The organism is Chryseobacterium sp. UF-81 (genome assembly GCF_058245105.1).
Map to the genome: position 1 here is coordinate 325823 of NZ_JBSIBX010000002.1, position 18237 is coordinate 344059.

Below are 18237 nucleotides of genomic sequence, written 5' to 3' on the forward strand. Positions count from 1 at the left end.
TGGAATGTATGTTCCATTTGGCTCTTGTTGAAAATGAATACTATCAAAATGAAATCGCAAGTTTCCATTGGTCAGTAAAAAAAATAAATATTTCAAATGAAAGTTAGAGCATCAATTAAAAAAAGAAGTGCTGATTGCAAAATCGTACGCAGAAAAGGTGTACTGTTCGTAATCAACAAGAAGAACCCAAAATTTAAACAAAGACAAGGCTAACATTAAATTATGGCGAGAATTGCAGGTATTGATTTACCAAAAAACAAAAGAGGTGTTATCGGTTTAACTTACATCTACGGAGTTGGAAGAAGTACTTCTTCCGAAATCCTTAAAGCTGCCGGTATCAGCGAAGACAAGAAAGTCAACGAATGGAATGACGATGAATTGGCTGCAATCAGAACATATATCTCTGAAAACGTAAAAGTAGAAGGAGAATTAAGATCTGAAGTGCAATTGAACATCAAGAGATTGATGGACATAGGATGCCAACGAGGAATACGTCACAGACTAGGACTACCTTTAAGAGGCCAGAGAACGAAAAACAACTCTAGAACCCGTAAAGGAAAGAGAAAAACAGTTGCTAACAAGAAAAAAGCAAGTAAATAATCGTTAGGAATTATGGCAAAACAAACTAAAGTAGTTAAAAAAAGAAAAGTAAAAGTTGAAGCTATTGGTGAAGCGCACATTCAGGCTTCTTTCAATAACATCATCATTTCTTTAACAAATAAAAGCGGAGAAGTTATCTCTTGGGCTTCTGCCGGTAAAATGGGTTTCAGAGGTTCTAAAAAGAATACTCCATTTGCTGCTCAAATGGCGGCTGAAAATTGCTCTAATGTTGCTCACGAAGCTGGACTAAGAAGAGTAAAGGTGTATGTGAAAGGTCCTGGTGCAGGTAGAGAATCTGCAATCAGAACTATCCACAATTCAGGTATTGAAGTTAGCGAAATCATTGATGTGACTCCTATGCCGCACAATGGATGTAGACCACCGAAAAGAAGAAGAGTTTAATTTTTAGAATTTACCCATTATGGCAAGATATATTGGACCTAAAACTAAGATTGCTAGAAAGTTTGGTGCTGCAATCTACGGAGATGACAAAAACTTCGAAAGAAGAAAAAACCAACCGCCAGGACAACACGGTCCTAACAAAAGAAGAGGTGCTAAAAAATCTGAATATGCAATTCAGCTGGCTGAAAAGCAAAAAGCTAAATATACTTACGGTATTTTAGAAAAGCAGTTTGCTAACTTATTTGAAAAAGCACACAGAAGTAAAGGTGTAACAGGTGAAGTTCTATTACAGCTTTGTGAATCAAGATTGGATAACGTAGTATTCAGATTAGGTTTTGCTAAAACAAGATCTGCTGCTAGACAGTTAACTTCTCACAGACACATCACTGTGAATGGGGAAATCCTTAACATTCCTTCTTATTTAGTAAAAGCAGGTGATGTGATCGCTGTAAGAGAGAAATCTAAATCTCTTGAGGTTGTTACTGATTCATTAGCTTCTAAAGCTAATTATGAGTGGTTACAATTCAACGATGAGAAGAAAGAAGGTACTTTCGTTTCTGCTCCTGAAAGAATCCAGATTCCGGAGGACATCAAGGAACAGCTTATCGTCGAACTTTACTCTAAATAATTTTTTAATCAAATTTTTGCTCAACCCAATAATATGGCAATTTTACAATTCATAAAACCCGATAAAGTAATTTTACTTAACTCTGATGAATTTAAAGGTCAATTCGAATTCAGACCATTAGAACCAGGTTTCGGGCTTACAATCGGTAATGCTTTGAGAAGAGTGTTGCTTTCTTCTCTGGAAGGATATGCTATTTCATCTATCAAAATAGAAGGTGTAGAGCACGAATTTTCAACTATTCCAGGAGTAATCGAAGACGTTACCGAAATTATTCTTAACCTTAAGCAGGTAAGATTAAAAGCTTCAGCAGAAGGCCAGGCCAACGAGCAGGTAATTGCTAAAGTTTCAGGTCAAACAGTTATTACTGCTGGTGATTTAGGGAAGTCTATCAACGGATTTGAGGTGCTGAACCCGGATCTTTTGATCTGCAACCTAAACAGTGATGTAACTTTCGAAATTACTTTCAATATAGAAAAAGGAAGAGGGTATGTTCCTTCAGAACAGAATAAGTCAAACAATGCACCGGTAGGTACTATTGCTATTGACTCTATTTTCACGCCAATTAAGAAAGTACAATACAGCATTGAAAATTATCGTGTAGAGCAAAAAACAGACTACGAAAAACTTGTATTAGATATAGAAACTGATGGTTCCATCAGTCCTCAAAATGCTTTAACTGAAGCTTCTAAGATATTAATTTATCACTTCATGTTGTTCTCTGATGAGAGAATCACCCTTGAAACAGAAGCTGTGAAAGCATCTATCCAATATGACGAAGAAACACTTCATACAAGACAATTACTTAAGTCTAAATTAGCAGATATGGATCTTTCTGTAAGAGCCCTTAACTGTCTGAAAGCAGCTGAAGTAGAAACTCTTGGAGAACTGGTTTCTTACAGTAAGTCTGATTTGATGAAATTCAGAAATTTTGGTAAAAAATCTTTGACAGAACTAGAAGAATTAGTGCATTCAAAAGGTCTTAACTTCGGTTTCGACGTTGCAAAATATAAGTTAGACGCTGATAAATAATTAATAATGAGACACGGTAAAAAATTCAATCACTTAGGAAGAACAGCTTCTCATAGAAGTGCTTTACTTTCTAATATGGCTTGTTCTCTAATTGAGCATAAAAGAATCAACACTACTGTAGCTAAAGCAAAAGCTTTAAGAGTATATGTTGAACCTCTATTAACAAAGGCAAAAGAAGATACTACACACAATAGAAGAATTGTTTTTTCATATCTTCAAAGTAAAGAGGCAGTTACTGAACTTTTCAGATCAGTAGCTCCTAAAATCGCAGAAAGAAACGGCGGGTACACAAGAATCATCAAGACTGGTTTCAGACAAGGTGATGCTGCTGACATGGCTCTTATCGAGCTTGTTGATTTCAACGAACTTTACAATCCTAATGCTGAGGAGAAAAAAGCTACAAGAAGAAGCAGAAGATCTGCAACTGCAAAAAAAGCTGAAGCTGTAGTAGCTGAAGCTCCAAAAGCAGAGGAGAAAGTTGAAGAGCCTAAGGCTGAAGCAGCTGACTCTGCAGAAGAGAAAACTGAAGAATAATATTCATTCAGATATAATTGAAAAGCCATCCAGAATCTGGATGGCTTTTTTATTGGCCGGCTTTTGCGAAGAACCGTAAATTTTACTTCACCAATGAAGTGAATTCAGAATTCACTATTGACAATTCAGTATTCACATTCACCATTATTTTTAAAATTTCGGTTCCGAAATTTATCCCGATTAAATTTTCGTTCTCTTCAATTCAATCACATTCTTACCTTGTTCCAGATGAAGGCTATCACCTTTTACCCTGGCAGTCATATCATCTTTTTTGTAGATAACCTCACCGTCTTTTGTGTCTGTTTTTGGTAATGTAAATGTCTTTTTGTTGCTGGTGATCGCTACATTACTTTCCTTGGGATCATTTTTGAATACTACTTTTACTAATGTTCCGTCCGTAGCCTTGTAAACGAAATCTGTTTTCTCTGTCTTCTGACCGTTCACTTCAGTTGTTGAAGAACTTTGGGTTACAGAATCAATTTTTCCATTGTTGTCGGTGATCACCGTTTCTGAACTGTCAGTTTTGATTACGCTTTTGTTTCCGCTTTCACTTTTCTTGCAGCTGGTGAATAATAATGCCACAGCTGAAGCTGCTATTAAAAGGCTTTTTCTCATGATATTTATTTTTTAATGTGTAGGGTAATTGTTTTTCTATTGTAATAGAAATTTTAACTAAATTTAATAGAAACAAAAAACAAACCAATAACCCTGAACTCAAGTCACTAAATTACACAAAAGTGTAATTGTTTCCGCCTTGTTTTCTTACGAAATTTGTCTTAAACAAAAAACAATGAGCATTTCTATCGCCATAGTAGAAGACGAAAAGAACTACAACAACGCGTTGAAGAAGGTCATCAATTACCAGAAGGATATGCAGGTAACTGCCCAGTTCTTTAATGGAAAGGAAGCCCTGAAAAATCTTCCCGCTATTTCTCCGGATGTTGTTATGATGGATATCCAGCTGCAGGATATGCTGGGTATTGAAATCATTGAAAAGCTCAGAAAAGAAATGACAAAGACGCAGTTCATCATGTGTACCAGTTTTGAAGATGATGAAAAGATCTTTAATTCATTAAAAGCAGGTGCTATGGGATATCTCATCAAAGGGGAAAGCATGGACAAAATCCTTTCTTCCATCCGCGATGTGTATAATGGCGGCGCACCCATGAGCCTGTCCATCGCCCGGAGAGTTTTGAGCCATTTTGAAAAAAAACTTCCCGAAATTAAAGATTACGATGACCTCACAGAACGTGAAAAAGAAATTCTCGGGCTCCTTTCTCAGGGACTCCTTTACAAAGAAATTGCCGACAGAAAGTTCATCAGTATAGACACTGTGAAAAAACATGTAGGAAATATCTACAGGAAGCTGCACGTAAGCAATAAAGTAGAAGCAATAAATAAATTTAACCATTTTAAAAACTAAGAGACATGAGAACAATTAAACTACTGAGAATTATTTATCTGATAACTTTAATGTTGTTTTTGATAAGCTGCAGGAAGGATAAGACCGGAGAAATAAAAAATGGCACTTTGGACCGGGCGGAACATAAAGCTAATGCTGCTCCTGTTGATTCTAATGGAGACAGTATCTATATAAAGAAATATGATTATTTAAGCTTATATACTATATTAACAACAATACCGGATACGGATGTAGATAAGTATTATGGGAAGTATTCAGCTACATATAAACCACATCTAGGATTGGGGAAAAAATATCCATATTCTTTTGATATAGCTCCAAGTGTAGGAGAGGAAATGAAAAAGATGGTGAAAAATAATGACTCGATACGGCTAATCCTTACCACAAGAGAAAATCATTTGGAAATTCTTTTTGCCGACTCAAATAATAATAAATACATTATTACAGAAGATGCTATCAAGCAGGTTGATGAGAAAGCATTTAAAGAAATGGATAATGTCTTTAAAACCGGTATTTATGATGAAATGACAAAAGCTAAGACAAGTTTGGTAGACTCCGAACATTCAGGTGATAAAACGTATGGTAATACTACTGAAATATTAATACCGTATGCTGACTTTAGCCAATATGAGCCAACAAAACATACTTTATCTTTTTTACCAGGGGTATTAACGAATAACACCGTTAACAGTAAAAATAAAAGTAAAATGCATCATTTAACATTAATCATGTGCTTGATGGAATTAAGTCCTACCAAAGCTCTTAGAAATCCTCCAATAGTTTTTTCTGATGACTTTTGCTTAAAGCCGCCAGGCTGTTAAATATGTATATATTCTATTTAATTCTGACCTTTCTTTGTCTTGCTTTTTCAGTTATAAATAAAGAAGCAAGACAAAGATTCCTGTATTTATATTTTTTGATTGTTTTTTTATCAGAAATTCTGATCTTCATGGGAATATTTGATGGTGGCATTTATAAGTACACTAAGATTTTTTATATTCTTTTTTTTATATTTTATTTTAAAGAACTTTTTACATTACATTATAATAGATATATTCTTTTATTGATAGTCAGTAGCTGCCTGCTTATAAAACATAGTATTGGAGATGAAAATTTATTGCCGGTAATACAAAGTTCTGTCTATGTTTTTCTTAGCTTGGAATGGATGATGTGGCAAATTAAAAACCCTAATGAAATTTCGATCTACAATAAACAGAAATTCTGGTTTTGTGCCGGACTTTTATTGTGGAGTACTGTTTTTTTAATGCGAATAATCCCGTCATTATTTTTTGCCGAAAAAGACAGTGTTTTTTTTCAAGGTATAAATTATTTTTATCAGGGAATTACTATTTTTTGCTATGTATTATTCCTGAGAGGTATTTTTTGCAGAAAATAAGCGTTCAGCATTTAATTAAGATAGAAAATGAATGATTTGGATAGAATAAAACTCACTTACATTATTGCAGTTATTGTAATAATGCTATTCATTGCTTTCATTATTTTCGTTGTTTTAATGTATAATAAAAAACAGCTTTTGTACCTTAAAGAACAACAGCTTAAAGAAGCAGAATATCAAAATCAGCTTCTTCAAAAGGAGCTTGAAAAGCAAAAATCCATAGAACAGGAGCGGGAACGTATTTCCCATGATATGCACGACGATCTCGGAGCCGGGATTTCAGCATTGAAGCTTCAGGCAGAATTCCTCAAGCAGAAAGCGGAAGACGGAGATCTGCAGAATGATATCGATGAGCTGCTGAAAACCTCAGAAGAAATGAATCTTTCCATGCGCGAAATGCTCTGGAGCCTGAACTCAGGAAATGATACTCTGGGAAGTTTTATAGATTATTCCATACAATATACCGGCAACTTTCTGAAAAGAACAAAAATTAAACTTATGTCAGAAAGCGAAGATATCATATCAGAAACGCCTATTTCCACAGAACTGAGGCGGAATATGTTTTTATGCTTAAAAGAGGCTCTGAATAACGCTTATAAACACAGCCAGTCCGATCAGCTGAAACTTTCTTTTATTCAAAAAGATAAAGAATTCATCATGAAAATCTCTGATAACGGAGTCGGGATCATTCATGAAAATACGGAGGGAAACGGGCTGAGGAATATGAAACGGCGGATGCAGGAACAGAACGGCGAATGTCAGATTTTATCTGAAGGATCAGGGACACAGATACTTTTTAGAACTACAGTATAATACCCCGGAAAATATTTATAGAGTTACGCCTTCAAAAAAGCAAAAAAATATTTCCTTACGGCATAAAGAAAAGACATTATCAGGCAAGTAAAATCTTATTTAAATGGAAAATTAAACCATAATTCTTCAATGTCATAAAAAACACTGGAGAATTTTTATGTATTGCTAAATATTAAAGCTTACTTTTTTCATCAGGTTAGTTTTTTCATTAAATTTGTGATCAAGTATAATTTTAATAATAAACAACTTGAAGCTTTTGCGGATGGTTTAAAACTAAACAATATGAGTGCAATTTCTTTCATAGAAGCGAGACAAATTTTGGATTCCAGAGGTAATCCTACCATTGAAGTAGATGTATTTACGGAAAGCGGGGCCATGGGGCGTGCTGCAGTACCATCCGGAGCATCTACAGGTGAACATGAAGCAGTGGAATTACGTGACGGTGGTTCAGATTATATGGGTAAGGGAGTCCTGAAAGCTGTTGAAAATGTAAAAGAAGTAATTGCAGAAAACTTAATCGGGCAGCCGGTTTTTGAGCAGAACTTTATTGATCAGATTATGATCGATCTTGACGGAACTCCAAACAAGGGAAACCTTGGAGCGAATGCAATTTTAGGCGTTTCTTTAGCCGTAGCCAGGGCTGCTGCCGCTGAATTAAGAATACCTTTATACAAATATGTAGGCGGTGTTAATGCCAATACACTTCCTGTTCCGATGATGAATGTCATCAATGGAGGATCACACTCCGATGCTCCTATCGCGTTCCAAGAATTTATGGTAATGCCGGTAAAAGCAGACTCTTTCTCTCACGCTTTGAGAAAAGGAACTGAAATTTTCCACAACCTGAAATCCATTCTTCATTCAAGAGGTCTTTCTACAGCAGTAGGGGACGAAGGAGGTTTTGCACCTACGTTCAAAGGAACTGAAGATGCTTTGGATACATTACTTCAGGCTATCGAAAAAGCAGGTTATAAGCCAGGTGACGACATCATGTTAGCACTTGACTGCGCCGCTTCAGAATTTTACAAAGACGGAATTTACGACTACAGAAAATTCCAGACTCCGGATGCCGCTCAGTTCTCCAGCAGCGAGCAGGTTTCTTACCTTGCTGAATTAGCAGCTAAATATCCTATCATCTCCATCGAAGACGGAATGCAGGAAAATGACTGGGAAGGATGGAAAATGCTTACCGATAAGATCGGGGACAGAGTACAGCTGGTAGGTGACGATTTATTCGTAACCAACGTAGAAAGATTGTCAAGAGGAGTAAAAGAAGGTATTGCCAACTCAATCCTTGTAAAAGTAAACCAGATCGGTTCTCTTTCCGAAACAATGGATGCTGTACAAATGGCTCAGAATAACAAATTCACTTCAGTAATGTCTCACAGATCAGGAGAAACAGAAGATTCCACAATTGCTGATTTGGCAGTAGCTATGAACTGCGGACAGATCAAAACCGGATCTGCTTCAAGATCAGACAGAATGGCGAAGTATAATCAGCTTTTAAGAATTGAAGAAGCATTGGGCGATACAGCTTTTTTCCCAGGTTTAGACGCATTTAAAATTAAAAGATAATTGAATTTATAAATAACGGCAAGCGATAATTTTTGTTTGCCGTATTTTGTAATAAGTAGTATATTTAAAAAAAAATAAATAAATGTCAGACAACAAAGTAATATTGAATTATGACGGTAATTCATATGAATATCCAATTGTGGATAGTACTATCGGAGACAGAGGAATTGATATTTCAAAATTAAGAGACCAGACAGGTTTAATCACTCTGGATTTAGGGTACAAAAATACAGGAGCTACCATTAGCGACATCACTTACTTAGACGGAGATAAAGGAGAATTATTCTACAGAGGTTATCCAATCGAGCAGATTGCTGAGAAATCTAACTTTTCAGAGGTAATGTACCTTTTATTACATGGTGAATTACCTACTCAGGACCAATTTGTTTCCTTCAACAATAATATTAAAAAATATAACTTTATAGCAGATGAAATGAAAAAGATCATTGATGTTTTTCCTCGTTCTGCTCACCCTATGGGAGTTTTATCTTCTTTAACTTCCGCTTTGACAGCTTTTAATCCTAAAGCCGTTAACGTAAACTCTAAAGAAGAAATGGACCACGCCGCAGAACTGATGATTGCTAAATTCTCTCACCTTTGCGCATGGACCTACAGAAAAACTCAGGGTCTTCCGCTTAACCACGGAGATAACAGCCTGAACTATGTAGAAAACTTCTACAAAATGGCGTTCAGATTACCTAACGAAGAATTTGAAGTAAATCCGGTAATTGTTGACGCGCTTGATAAATTATTAATCCTTCACGCTGACCACGAACAAAACTGCTCCACTTCTACAGTAAGAATGGTAGGTTCCGCTCATACAGGTCTTTTCGCTTCTATTTCTGCAGGAGTTTCTGCACTTTGGGGACCTCTTCACGGAGGGGCTAACCAGGCGGTTATCGAAATGCTTGAGCTGATCGACAAAGATGGTGGTGATGTTAATAAGTGGGTAGCAAAAGCAAAAGATAAAAATGACAGCTTCCGTCTAATGGGCTTTGGACACAGAGTGTACAAAAACTTTGATCCAAGAGCAAAAATCATTAAAAAAGCTGCTGATGACATCCTTAATGCATTAGGTATTCAGGATAAAGCTCTTGACATTGCGATGCAGTTAGAAAAAGTAGCTCTTGAAGATGAGTACTTCGTAGAAAGAAAACTATATCCGAACGTAGACTTCTATTCAGGTATTATCTACAGAGCATTGGGAATCCCTACAGAAATGTTCACGGTAATGTTTGCTTTGGGAAGACTTCCGGGATGGATTTCTCAGTGGAAAGAAATGAGGCTGAAAGGAGATCCTATCGGAAGACCGAGACAGGTTTACCAGGGTGCTCAAAAAAGAGATTACATCGATATTACAAACAGATAAACCTCTGTTTTTATCATAAACAAAATCCCAAAGCTTGCTTTGGGATTTTTTATTTTAAGGAGTTGCATTTTTTATAAAATTGGGATGGATAATTTTATTAAATTTACCTTCATAAAGTAATCACTTTCAATTGGTTTGGTTTAAACAGCAATGAAAGGACTTTATTAAAAAAATCAATACAATGACTTTCGGACAGCAGATGTTATTTTTCTTCAGTGCGGTAGGGGCCTTTAATGGGTTGCTGCTCGGAATCTATCTTCTGTTTGTCAAAAAACTTAAAAACATTCCGGATCTCTTTTTAGGCCTGATTTTATTGACTTTAAGCATCAGAGTCGGGATTTCGGTTTGCATCTATTTCTATCCGGACTGGCCGCGAATCATTCCGCACCTCGGGATGTCGGCGCTGTTTTTCACAGGGCCGGCCTTATATTATTACATCAGATCATCATTCCAGAGAGAAGAATTTGATTTAAAGCAATGCAGATCATTTTTCGGAGTGTTAACATTGGTTCTTGGAGGTGTCGGGTTGCTGTATTTGTTCTTTCCGGTTACATGGGACAAATATTTCGGAACCTTTATTTATACAGTTTGGTCAGTGTTTGTCCTGCTTGCGGTGTATCAGTATTATACTTTTACACGACAGGCGGTGAGAAATCCCAATAAATTTATTCTTCCGGTACTCATTAGCAATGTGATCATTTTCCTGGCGTATCAGTTAATTTCTACAGGATGGGTACAGGTGTATTGTGCGGGCGGAAGTCTGGTATTTTCATTTGTGCTGTACGCGAATTTTTTAATTCTCTTCAGTAAAAAGAATAATGAAGATCCTGCAAAAGAGAGTCCTAAATACACCAATAAAAAGATTTCAGAAGAACTTGCAGACAGTTTTGTTTCAAAACTTGAACGGCTGATGAATTCAGAAGAATTATACAAAAATCCAAATCTGAAATTAAGTGATCTGGCAGCAAAGATGAACATGTCTGCCCATCAGCTTTCCCAATTGCTGAATGATAATCTCGGTAAAAGCTTTTCAACATACATCAATGAATACAGGATCAGCGAAGCCTGTGAGAAAATAGAAAGCGGTTCCTTCCTCAAGATCGAAGAGATTGGCTATGAAGTAGGGTTTAATTCTAAATCTACCTTCTTTTCCACATTCAAAAAAATTAAAAATACTACACCGCTTTTGTACAAGCAGTCGCAAATCCCTTCTGAAGCCAGGTTTCAGAGTTCAGAATTATAATTTCGTACTGCGGAATTTAAACTTCAAAACCTTATTTTTTCTGTAGCCTGCTACTTTTGATTTCATAAAAATTAAAATTTATGAATATCAGATTATGGTTTTTTCTGTTGCTACTATTCCTTTCCTTCTTTGGAAAAGCTCAGGAAACAATACGGGGAAAAATTTTGGATTCAGAAACCAGGACAGTGGTTTCTCAGGCTGAAGTTTCTATGTTAAATAAATCAGACCGGAGCATCATTCAAAAAGTTCAGACGGATTCCTCAGGTTTTTTCCAGCTGGATAATATAGTTCCTGATGCTTACTTTGTAGTCCGGAAAAATAAATATGAAACAAAAGAATTTAATGCTGTAGAAGATCTTTCTTTGATCGAATTGAAGCCTGCTCCTGAAAATATTTCTGAAGTAGTGATCCGTTCAGCGACCAGAAATATCAGGCTCAATGACGGAAACGTGGTAATGAGTGTTTCCGGAAATAAAGATTTCAAAACCTCTGCGAATCTTCTTGAGGTTTTAAGAAAGACACCGGGCGTTTCCATAGACCAGGAAGGCGGCATTTTTATTGGCGGAAGAATTACTCCTGCCATATTTATTGACGGGAAACCAGTTACCATGAGCAGCCAGGAACTGCAGGCCTATCTTCGTTCGTTACCGCCGGAAATGGTAGAATCTGTTGAAGTGAATGCCAATCCTTCTTCCAAATTTGATGCAGAGTTTAAAGGAATTATCGATATCAAGCTGAAAAGAAACGGAAACCTCGGCTGGAAAGGGAATTATAGCGGAAATACCTATGCCAATAAGTTCAGCTACAGGGAAAACTCTTTAAACCTTTCTTATAATACAGAAAAGACAGCATACAGCTTGCAGGCCAGTTATAATAACGGTATTTCTACTTATCGCTATAATGCACTACAGAAACTTGCCAATACCAATGTCATGCGAACCAATACGTACCAGGAGGATGAGGGGAAGGTGTACGGCATTCAGACCGGGGCAGATTTCAGGATCAATGATAAGAACAGATTAGGCATCGGTTTAAGAGGGAATTTCAGAACCAGTGACAGGATTCGCTTGGGTTCACTGTATACCACCAATAAAGAAGGTTCACAGCTGATCTTTAACACCGAAAGTGAAAACCCAACAGATTATACTCAGGAAAATTATGGGATAACTGCGGATTATTCGCTTCAAAATAAAAATTTTAAACTGAATTTTTTAGGCAACTATCTTTCCGTCAAAAATAGGCAGAAGGATGATTTTATCAATAAAGATAAATCTACCTCTCAACTCTTATCCTACTGGAAGTCTGACCTGCTTAATAAAATTGATATCCAGACCGCGCAAATCGATATTTCTCAAAAGATAGGGAATGCAGACCTGGAGGCGGGAATGAAATACAGCCATTCCGATACCCATAATAATATCCGATATGATACCCTGTCTGTAAATGACCTTTTTATCTTTGATCCGGAGCGCAGCAATATGTTTTCGTACAAAGAGAAAATATGGGCAGGTTATATTTCATACAGGCAGAAGTTTGGAAAGCTTCAGATGAATGCAGGACTGAGGTTTGAAAATACGCAGAGTATTTCGGATGCTGTTACCAGAGATTCTGTAGTCTCAAGAAATTATCTCGAATGGCTGCCGTCTTTCAGTACAACCTATATGTTCAGTAAATCCAGTGAACTATCACTTTCGTATAGCAGAAAAATAACGCGACCAGTATTTTCCCAGCTTAATCCGTTCCGTGTTTATTTCAGCCCGCTGAATTACTGGATCGGGAATCCTTATCTCCAGCCCTCTTTCACCAGCCAGATCAAACTTACGTATCGTTATAAAAATTGGGTGACCAGCTTTATAGCGGGAAAGGAAAAAGATGTAATGACCCGCTATCCCCTTTACAATCCCAAAACCAATGTCCTGGAATATCTTGGGACCAATCTTCCATACCGGAAATTTGCCTCTGTCGAAACCAGTTTTCCCGTTAAAATGACAAAATGGTGGACCATTACTGGCCAGATCGCCGGATACTATAACGATGAGTTCAGACCGTACCTGGGAGAGGTGTATGCTTTGAAAGTGTATAATTATGAAATACGGGTAAACCAGGTTTTTACTTTGCCTAAAGGATATACCGTTAATCTCTTTGTAAATTATGAATCCAGAACCGGAAACAGCCTGTACATTATCAAACCAAGATATACAGTTGACCTGTCTGTGCAGAAATCATGGTTTGATAACATGTTGAATACAAAGATCAGCTACAATAATATTTTTGATTCTTATGATCAGCGTCTGGAATTCAGGCATAAACAGATCATGGACAACCGTTTTACACATTGGTGGGATACCAGCCGCCTGATCCTTTCTATAGGATATAGCTTCGGAAGCTCAAAATATCAAGCCAAAGAACTTCAGAAAACAGAAGAAGAAAATAGAGCAAGATAAAAAGAAAACCTGCTTATCAAAAGCAGGTTTGTTATTTTAATTATGGACAAACACAGTTACCACACGTCCAAATGGTACAGTTTCCGTTGTCGTCCCACTCACAGCAGTATCTGGGTCTGTTTATTCCCCCTCCTGTAATTAATTTCTGCTCGTTTCTTCCTAATTTTTGTGCATTTTTAAGCACCGGGTTTTTCTTGTTCATGATCTTGATTTTTTTGATGTTAATAGTTAAGTTTTAATTTTATAACTCCATTGAAATTATATCACTAAGATATGAATTTATTTTATAAAATATCTTATTTTTTATTTCTTATGTAGATGAAAAATAGTCAGTTGTAGATTTATTATGGCATTAGATTTAATGTGATGCCTTGAAAAGTAAACCCAATAAGAATGAAATATAAAGGTATATTCTTGAAGATAGGCATCAATAAGATCAAATTTGATGCATAAAACAAATCAAAAGTTTTCCAGATAGAGACCTTTACTTATATTTGTAGTATTGCATAAATCTTTATGAAACTAAACATTAAAAACGAAACGGGCAGGCTGAAATCAGTTGTTCTAGGACAGCCTAATTCAATGGGACCCGTTCCCACACTGGAGGAAAGTTATGACGCCAAGTCATATTACTCCATCGAACATAATATGTATCCTAAAGAAGAGGATATTATCAGCGAAATGAATGCTTTTGAAGCCGTATTGAAAAAATATGATGTGGAAGTACTTCGCCCAAGCATTATCAAAGATTATAACCAGGTTTTCGCAAGAGATGTGGCTTTTGTGATTGACGATAAAATGATCATCTCAAACGTGATCGCTGACAGAGCCGACGAGCAGGACGCTTACAAGAAAGTTTTTGAAAAAGTAGCGTGGAGAAAGATCATCAATCTTCCGGAAACTGCCCATATAGAAGGTGGTGATGTTATTGTCTGGGACGATTTTCTTTTTATAGGAACATGTTTCAGCGAAGATTACAGAAACTATAAAACAGCAAGAACCAACGAATATGCTATTGAAATTCTGAAAGAATATTTTCCCAAGAAAAGAATCATCGACCTGGAATTAAAGAAAAATGATAAAGTTCCCTTTGAAGGGATTTTGCACTTGGACTGCACATTCAATCCGGTTGGAAAAGATAAATGTCTTATCTATAAAAAAGGATTTGTAGACGAAAGCGATTACCGCCTGATCATTGATATTTTCGGAGAGGAAAACTGTTTCCATCTCAATGATGAAGAAATGTTTGAAATGTTCCCGAATATCTTTTCCATCTCTCCCGAAGTAGTTGTGTCAGACAAAACATTCACAAGAATGAACAATCATCTGAGAAACGTGTGGGGAATGACCGTAGAAGAAATTCCTTACAGAGAGATCTCCAAAATGGGGGGGCTTTTACGTTGCTCTACAATGCCATTGGTGAGAGAGTAAGAGTGTTTTTAGAGTCTTAGAGTAGGAGCGTGGGAGTTTTGTTTACTTAAAAATAAATTATACTTATGCCAACAGTTAAGTTTCATCAGGATTTAAAAGTTTTTCAAAAGTCTTTTGAAATGGCTATGCAGATTTATGAGCTCTCAAAATTCTTTCCTAAAGAAGAACTCTATTCTCTTACAGATCAAATCAGAAGATCATCAAGATCAGTTTCTGCTAATATCAGCGAAGGCTGGGGAAAAAGAAAATATGAGAAATCTTTTATAGCAAAATTAACTGATTCTGAAGGTGAGGCAAGAGAAACCCAGACATGGCTTCAATTTGCTTTTGCCTGTCAATATATTAGTGAAGAGCAGTTTAATAATTTAAATAGTCAATACAATCAAATAATAGGAATGTTGGTGAATATGATAAATCAGTCGGAAATGTGGTGTACATTTTCTTAGGAAAACATATCAGAGAAACTCTTAAACTCAAATACACTCCGACTCTCAAACGCTCCAACTCAAAAAACTCAGATAAAATGCAAACAACAGATACAGTATTAATGATAGAGCCGATTGCATTCGGCTATAACGCAGAGACCGCAGAAAACAATTACTTTCAGGTAGAACAGAAAGGTTCTGATATTCAGTCTAAAGCTTTGGCAGAATTCAACACTTTTGTTGGAAAACTGAGAAGCAAAGGCGTGAATGTGATCACAATAAAAGATACCTTGGATCCACATACTCCGGATTCTATTTTCCCGAATAACTGGGTAAGTTTCCATAAAGACGGAAAAGTAGTCTTATACCCAATGTTCGCTTCGAACAGAAGAGTGGAAAGAAGGGAGGATATTATTGAAAGCATCGAAAATCAGGGATTTGAAGTTGCTGAAATCGATGACTGGTCATTTCCTGAAACACAGGGTCACTTCCTGGAAGGAACCGGAAGTATGATCTTTGATCACGATAATAAAATCGCCTATGGCTCGGTTTCTCTAAGACTTGACGAAAACTTATTCAGAGAATTCTGTGAAAAGTACGGCTTTACACCCATTATTTTCCATTCTTACCAGACTGTAGGAACGGAGAGACTTCCAATTTACCATACCAATGTTATGATGTGTGTGGCAGATCAATTTGTAGTAATCTGTCTTGACTGCATCGATGATGAACTGGAAAGAGAAAAGGTAATTGAAACGATCAAAAATTCAGGAAAAGAAATTGTAGAAATTTCAGAAGAGCAGATGCAGCAGTTTGCAGGGAATATGCTTCAGGTTCAGAATAAAGACGGGCAGAAATTTTTAGTGATGAGCCAGACCGCCTATCAGTCCTTAACATCTGAACAGGTGGCTGCCATAGAAAAATACTGTGAGATCATTTATTCAGATTTGAATACCATCGAAGTAAATGGAGGAGGAAGTGCGAGATGTATGCTTGCTGAGGTTTTCCTTCCGAAAAAATAACAGTTTTAATAAGATTTTATTTAAATATTCTTCCGGCTTGTTTCAGGGCCGGAATTTTTTTGATCGGTTTCATTCTTTCAATTTGAGACAAAAGACAAAAAAGTTACCTAAATTTGTTCTTTAAGCAAAAAACTATGAAGATACAGCAGTACTTTTTATCATTCGCTGTTTTGTTGGGAATATTTGTTGGTGCCCAGCAGAAAACATTCTGTAACCCGATTAACATTGATTATGGCTATACACCGTTCGAAGCTTTTTCAAAACAGGGAAAACACCGTGCTACCGCCGATCCGGTAATCGTTAATTTCAAGAATAAGTTATTCCTTTTTTCTACCAACCAGGAGGGATACTGGTACAGCGATGATATGCTGGACTGGAAGTTTGTGAAGAGAAAATTTCTGAGAGATAATAAATATATTCATGACCTGAATGCTCCGGCAGTTTGGGCAATGAAAGATACCCTTTACGTTTACGGGTCTACCTGGGAACAGGATTTCCCGATCTGGAAAAGTACCAATCCTACCAAAGACGACTGGAAAATTGCGGTGGATACTTTAAAAGTGGGGGCCTGGGATCCTGCATTCCATTACGATGAGGATAAAAATAAGCTGTACCTCTACTGGGGATCCAGCAATGAATGGCCACTTCTGGGAACCGAAGTGAAGGTTAAAAATCTGCAGTCGGAAGGCTTTGTAAAACCTATTATAAAGCTGAAGCCTGAAGATCACGGTTGGGAAAGGTTTGGGGAATATAATGACAATGTTTTCCTTCAGCCTTTTGTGGAGGGCGCATGGATGACCAGGCACAACGGAAAATATTATATGCAGTACGGAGCTCCGGCCACAGAATTCAGCGGATATTCTGATGGAGTTTATGTCAGCAAGAATCCTCTGGAAGGTTTTGAATACCAACAGCACAATCCTTTTTCCTATAAACCCGGAGGTTTTGCAAGAGGAGCAGGACACGGAGCCACTTTTGAAGACAATTACAAAAACTGGTGGCATGTATCAACAATCTTTATTTCCACTAAAAATAATTTTGAAAGAAGGCTGGGAATCTGGCCGGCAGGATTTGACAAGGATGATGTGATGTACACCAATACCGCTTACGGAGATTATCCTACTTATCTTCCGCAATATGCACAGGGAAAGGATTTTTCAAAAGGTCTTTTTGCGGGCTGGATGCTGCTCAATTATAACAAACCTGTCCAGGTTTCCTCTACTTTGGGAGGTTATCAGCCGAATGCAGCGGTAGATGAAGATATTAAGACCTACTGGAGTGCAAAAACAGGCAATTCCGGAGAATGGTTCCAGACAGACCTTGGCGAGGTATCAACAATCACTGCGATCCAGATCAATTATGCGGATCAGGATGTCGAATTTTTGGGGAAAACGCTTGGAAAAATGCATCAATATAAGATCTACGGCTCAAATGACGGAAAGAAGTGGAATGTTGTTGTAGATAAAAGTAAAAATATCAAGGATGTTCCCCACGATTATGTAGAGCTTGAAAAACCTGTAAGGGCAAGGTTCCTGAAAATGGAAAATCTGAAAATGCCTACCGGGAAATTTGCTTTGAGCGGTTTCAGGGTATTTGGAAAAGGAGATGGAGAAAAGCCAAAGAAAGTGGAAGGATTTGTCCCTTTAAGAGCCGACCCTAAAAAATACGGTGAAAGGAGAAGCATCTGGATGAAATGGCAGCAAAACCAGGACGCAGACGGATATGTGATCTATTGGGGAAAAACTCCGGATAAATTATACGGAAGCATCATGGTGTATGGAAAGAATGAATATTTCTTCACCGGCGCCGACCGGACTGATTCTTATTATTTCCAGATTGAAGCTTTCAATGCGAATGGAGTTTCGGAAAGAACGGAGATTGTAAAATCTGAATAGAAAATAAA

General features: G+C 37.0%; 19 protein-coding genes. 17 read left to right on the plus strand and 2 right to left on the minus strand.

Translation table 11 applies throughout. The annotated features are described in order from the left end of the window. The first annotated feature begins 96 nt into the window (after positions 1 to 96). Genes rpmJ through rplQ form a run of 6 tightly spaced genes read left to right on the plus strand, consistent with a single transcriptional unit; the run spans position 97 to position 3193 of the window. The gene (gene rpmJ / locus AC4IFE_RS04560) at positions 97 to 213 is read left to right on the plus strand and encodes a 50S ribosomal protein L36 (protein ID WP_007839480.1); all 117 of its coding nucleotides are present in this window, start codon (positions 97 to 99) and stop codon (positions 211 to 213) included. A 9-nt stretch (positions 214 to 222) separates the two neighbouring features. Beyond that, on the plus strand, positions 223 to 600 hold the full coding sequence (gene rpsM / locus AC4IFE_RS04565; RefSeq protein ID WP_002983260.1) for a 30S ribosomal protein S13: 378 nt from the start codon (positions 223 to 225) through the stop codon (positions 598 to 600). Between the two features lie 12 nt (positions 601 to 612). Next, positions 613 to 1002, plus strand: a complete 390-nt coding sequence (gene rpsK, locus AC4IFE_RS04570; protein ID WP_027387198.1) for a 30S ribosomal protein S11 — start codon at positions 613 to 615, stop codon at positions 1000 to 1002. A gap of 19 nt (positions 1003 to 1021) precedes the next feature. Beyond that, the gene (rpsD, locus tag AC4IFE_RS04575; protein WP_111957101.1) at positions 1022 to 1630 is read left to right on the plus strand and encodes a 30S ribosomal protein S4; all 609 of its coding nucleotides are present in this window, start codon (positions 1022 to 1024) and stop codon (positions 1628 to 1630) included. 33 nt (positions 1631 to 1663) lie between these two features. Further along, a complete protein-coding gene (locus AC4IFE_RS04580; RefSeq protein ID WP_034725969.1) occupies positions 1664 to 2659 on the plus strand; it encodes a DNA-directed RNA polymerase subunit alpha in 996 nt (331 codons plus the stop codon). A 6-nt stretch (positions 2660 to 2665) separates the two neighbouring features. Next, positions 2666 to 3193 (plus strand): 50S ribosomal protein L17, encoded by a 528-nt coding sequence (gene rplQ, locus AC4IFE_RS04585; RefSeq protein ID WP_490755209.1) that lies wholly within the window; start codon positions 2666 to 2668, stop codon positions 3191 to 3193. 180 nt (positions 3194 to 3373) lie between these two features. Here the strand turns inward: rplQ and AC4IFE_RS04590 are convergent, their stop codons facing one another. Continuing rightward, complete coding sequence (locus AC4IFE_RS04590) at positions 3374 to 3808, minus strand: hypothetical protein (protein WP_490755210.1); 435 nt, start codon at positions 3806 to 3808, stop codon at positions 3374 to 3376. Positions 3809 to 3983: 175 nt separating this feature from the next. Between AC4IFE_RS04590 and AC4IFE_RS04595 the strand changes: the two genes are divergently transcribed. From AC4IFE_RS04595 to AC4IFE_RS04625, 7 genes are all read left to right on the plus strand, one after another. Then, a complete protein-coding gene (locus AC4IFE_RS04595) occupies positions 3984 to 4616 on the plus strand; it encodes a response regulator (RefSeq protein WP_490755212.1) in 633 nt (210 codons plus the stop codon). Positions 4617 to 4621: 5 nt separating this feature from the next. Continuing rightward, complete coding sequence (locus AC4IFE_RS04600) at positions 4622 to 5437, plus strand: hypothetical protein (protein ID WP_490755213.1); 816 nt, start codon at positions 4622 to 4624, stop codon at positions 5435 to 5437. 611 nt (positions 5438 to 6048) lie between these two features. Continuing rightward, complete coding sequence (locus AC4IFE_RS04605; RefSeq protein WP_490755215.1) at positions 6049 to 6825, plus strand: sensor histidine kinase; 777 nt, start codon at positions 6049 to 6051, stop codon at positions 6823 to 6825. Positions 6826 to 7107: 282 nt separating this feature from the next. Further along, positions 7108 to 8400: a phosphopyruvate hydratase gene (gene eno, locus AC4IFE_RS04610; RefSeq protein ID WP_490755217.1), complete on the plus strand. Its 1293-nt coding sequence runs from the start codon at positions 7108 to 7110 to the stop codon at positions 8398 to 8400. 82 nt (positions 8401 to 8482) lie between these two features. Beyond that, positions 8483 to 9769 carry a citrate synthase gene (locus AC4IFE_RS04615; protein ID WP_111957117.1) on the plus strand — a complete coding sequence of 429 codons (1287 nt, stop codon included), beginning with the start codon at positions 8483 to 8485 and terminating at the stop codon, positions 9767 to 9769. A gap of 181 nt (positions 9770 to 9950) precedes the next feature. Then, positions 9951 to 11012 (plus strand): helix-turn-helix domain-containing protein, encoded by a 1062-nt coding sequence (locus AC4IFE_RS04620; protein WP_490755219.1) that lies wholly within the window; start codon positions 9951 to 9953, stop codon positions 11010 to 11012. Positions 11013 to 11092: 80 nt separating this feature from the next. Next, positions 11093 to 13456: a TonB-dependent receptor domain-containing protein gene (locus AC4IFE_RS04625; RefSeq protein ID WP_490755221.1), complete on the plus strand. Its 2364-nt coding sequence runs from the start codon at positions 11093 to 11095 to the stop codon at positions 13454 to 13456. Positions 13457 to 13496: 40 nt separating this feature from the next. Here AC4IFE_RS04625 and AC4IFE_RS04630 read toward each other — a convergent pair whose 3' ends face one another. After that, on the minus strand, positions 13497 to 13658 hold the full coding sequence (locus tag AC4IFE_RS04630) for a hypothetical protein (RefSeq protein ID WP_157967949.1): 162 nt from the start codon (positions 13656 to 13658) through the stop codon (positions 13497 to 13499). A gap of 314 nt (positions 13659 to 13972) precedes the next feature. Here AC4IFE_RS04630 and AC4IFE_RS04635 point away from each other — a divergent pair, with 314 nt between their 5' ends. The 4 genes from AC4IFE_RS04635 (at position 13973) to AC4IFE_RS04650 (ending at position 18229) form a co-directional block, all read left to right on the plus strand. Then, positions 13973 to 14887, plus strand: a complete 915-nt coding sequence (locus AC4IFE_RS04635; RefSeq protein WP_490755223.1) for a dimethylarginine dimethylaminohydrolase family protein — start codon at positions 13973 to 13975, stop codon at positions 14885 to 14887. A 65-nt stretch (positions 14888 to 14952) separates the two neighbouring features. Further along, entirely contained in the window at positions 14953 to 15333 is a 381-nt protein-coding gene (locus AC4IFE_RS04640; protein ID WP_490755224.1) for a four helix bundle protein, read from the plus strand. Positions 15334 to 15410: 77 nt separating this feature from the next. After that, entirely contained in the window at positions 15411 to 16334 is a 924-nt protein-coding gene (ctlX, locus tag AC4IFE_RS04645) for a citrulline utilization hydrolase CtlX (RefSeq protein ID WP_490755225.1), read from the plus strand. A gap of 134 nt (positions 16335 to 16468) precedes the next feature. Beyond that, the gene (locus tag AC4IFE_RS04650; RefSeq protein WP_490755227.1) at positions 16469 to 18229 is read left to right on the plus strand and encodes a discoidin domain-containing protein; all 1761 of its coding nucleotides are present in this window, start codon (positions 16469 to 16471) and stop codon (positions 18227 to 18229) included. The last annotated feature ends 8 nt before the right edge of the window (positions 18230 to 18237 follow it).

What these genes read in the sequence shown, in the direction of transcription:
- rpmJ (WP_007839480.1), top strand. Translation starts at nt 97, where the DNA reads ATGAAAGTTAGAGCATCAATTAAAAAAAGAAGTGCTGATTGCAAAATC.
- rpsM (WP_002983260.1), top strand. Translation starts at nt 223, where the DNA reads ATGGCGAGAATTGCAGGTATTGATTTACCAAAAAACAAAAGAGGTGTT.
- rpsK (WP_027387198.1), top strand. Translation starts at nt 613, where the DNA reads ATGGCAAAACAAACTAAAGTAGTTAAAAAAAGAAAAGTAAAAGTTGAA.
- rpsD (WP_111957101.1), top strand. Translation starts at nt 1,022, where the DNA reads ATGGCAAGATATATTGGACCTAAAACTAAGATTGCTAGAAAGTTTGGT.
- AC4IFE_RS04580 (WP_034725969.1), top strand. Translation starts at nt 1,664, where the DNA reads ATGGCAATTTTACAATTCATAAAACCCGATAAAGTAATTTTACTTAAC.
- rplQ (WP_490755209.1), top strand. Translation starts at nt 2,666, where the DNA reads ATGAGACACGGTAAAAAATTCAATCACTTAGGAAGAACAGCTTCTCAT.
- AC4IFE_RS04590 (WP_490755210.1), bottom strand. Translation starts at nt 3,808, where the DNA reads ATGAGAAAAAGCCTTTTAATAGCAGCTTCAGCTGTGGCATTATTATTC.
- AC4IFE_RS04595 (WP_490755212.1), top strand. Translation starts at nt 3,984, where the DNA reads ATGAGCATTTCTATCGCCATAGTAGAAGACGAAAAGAACTACAACAAC.
- AC4IFE_RS04600 (WP_490755213.1), top strand. Translation starts at nt 4,622, where the DNA reads ATGAGAACAATTAAACTACTGAGAATTATTTATCTGATAACTTTAATG.
- eno (WP_490755217.1), top strand. Translation starts at nt 7,108, where the DNA reads ATGAGTGCAATTTCTTTCATAGAAGCGAGACAAATTTTGGATTCCAGA.
- AC4IFE_RS04615 (WP_111957117.1), top strand. Translation starts at nt 8,483, where the DNA reads ATGTCAGACAACAAAGTAATATTGAATTATGACGGTAATTCATATGAA.
- AC4IFE_RS04620 (WP_490755219.1), top strand. Translation starts at nt 9,951, where the DNA reads ATGACTTTCGGACAGCAGATGTTATTTTTCTTCAGTGCGGTAGGGGCC.
- AC4IFE_RS04625 (WP_490755221.1), top strand. Translation starts at nt 11,093, where the DNA reads ATGAATATCAGATTATGGTTTTTTCTGTTGCTACTATTCCTTTCCTTC.
- AC4IFE_RS04630 (WP_157967949.1), bottom strand. Translation starts at nt 13,658, where the DNA reads ATGAACAAGAAAAACCCGGTGCTTAAAAATGCACAAAAATTAGGAAGA.
- AC4IFE_RS04635 (WP_490755223.1), top strand. Translation starts at nt 13,973, where the DNA reads ATGAAACTAAACATTAAAAACGAAACGGGCAGGCTGAAATCAGTTGTT.
- AC4IFE_RS04640 (WP_490755224.1), top strand. Translation starts at nt 14,953, where the DNA reads ATGCCAACAGTTAAGTTTCATCAGGATTTAAAAGTTTTTCAAAAGTCT.
- ctlX (WP_490755225.1), top strand. Translation starts at nt 15,411, where the DNA reads ATGCAAACAACAGATACAGTATTAATGATAGAGCCGATTGCATTCGGC.
- AC4IFE_RS04650 (WP_490755227.1), top strand. Translation starts at nt 16,469, where the DNA reads ATGAAGATACAGCAGTACTTTTTATCATTCGCTGTTTTGTTGGGAATA.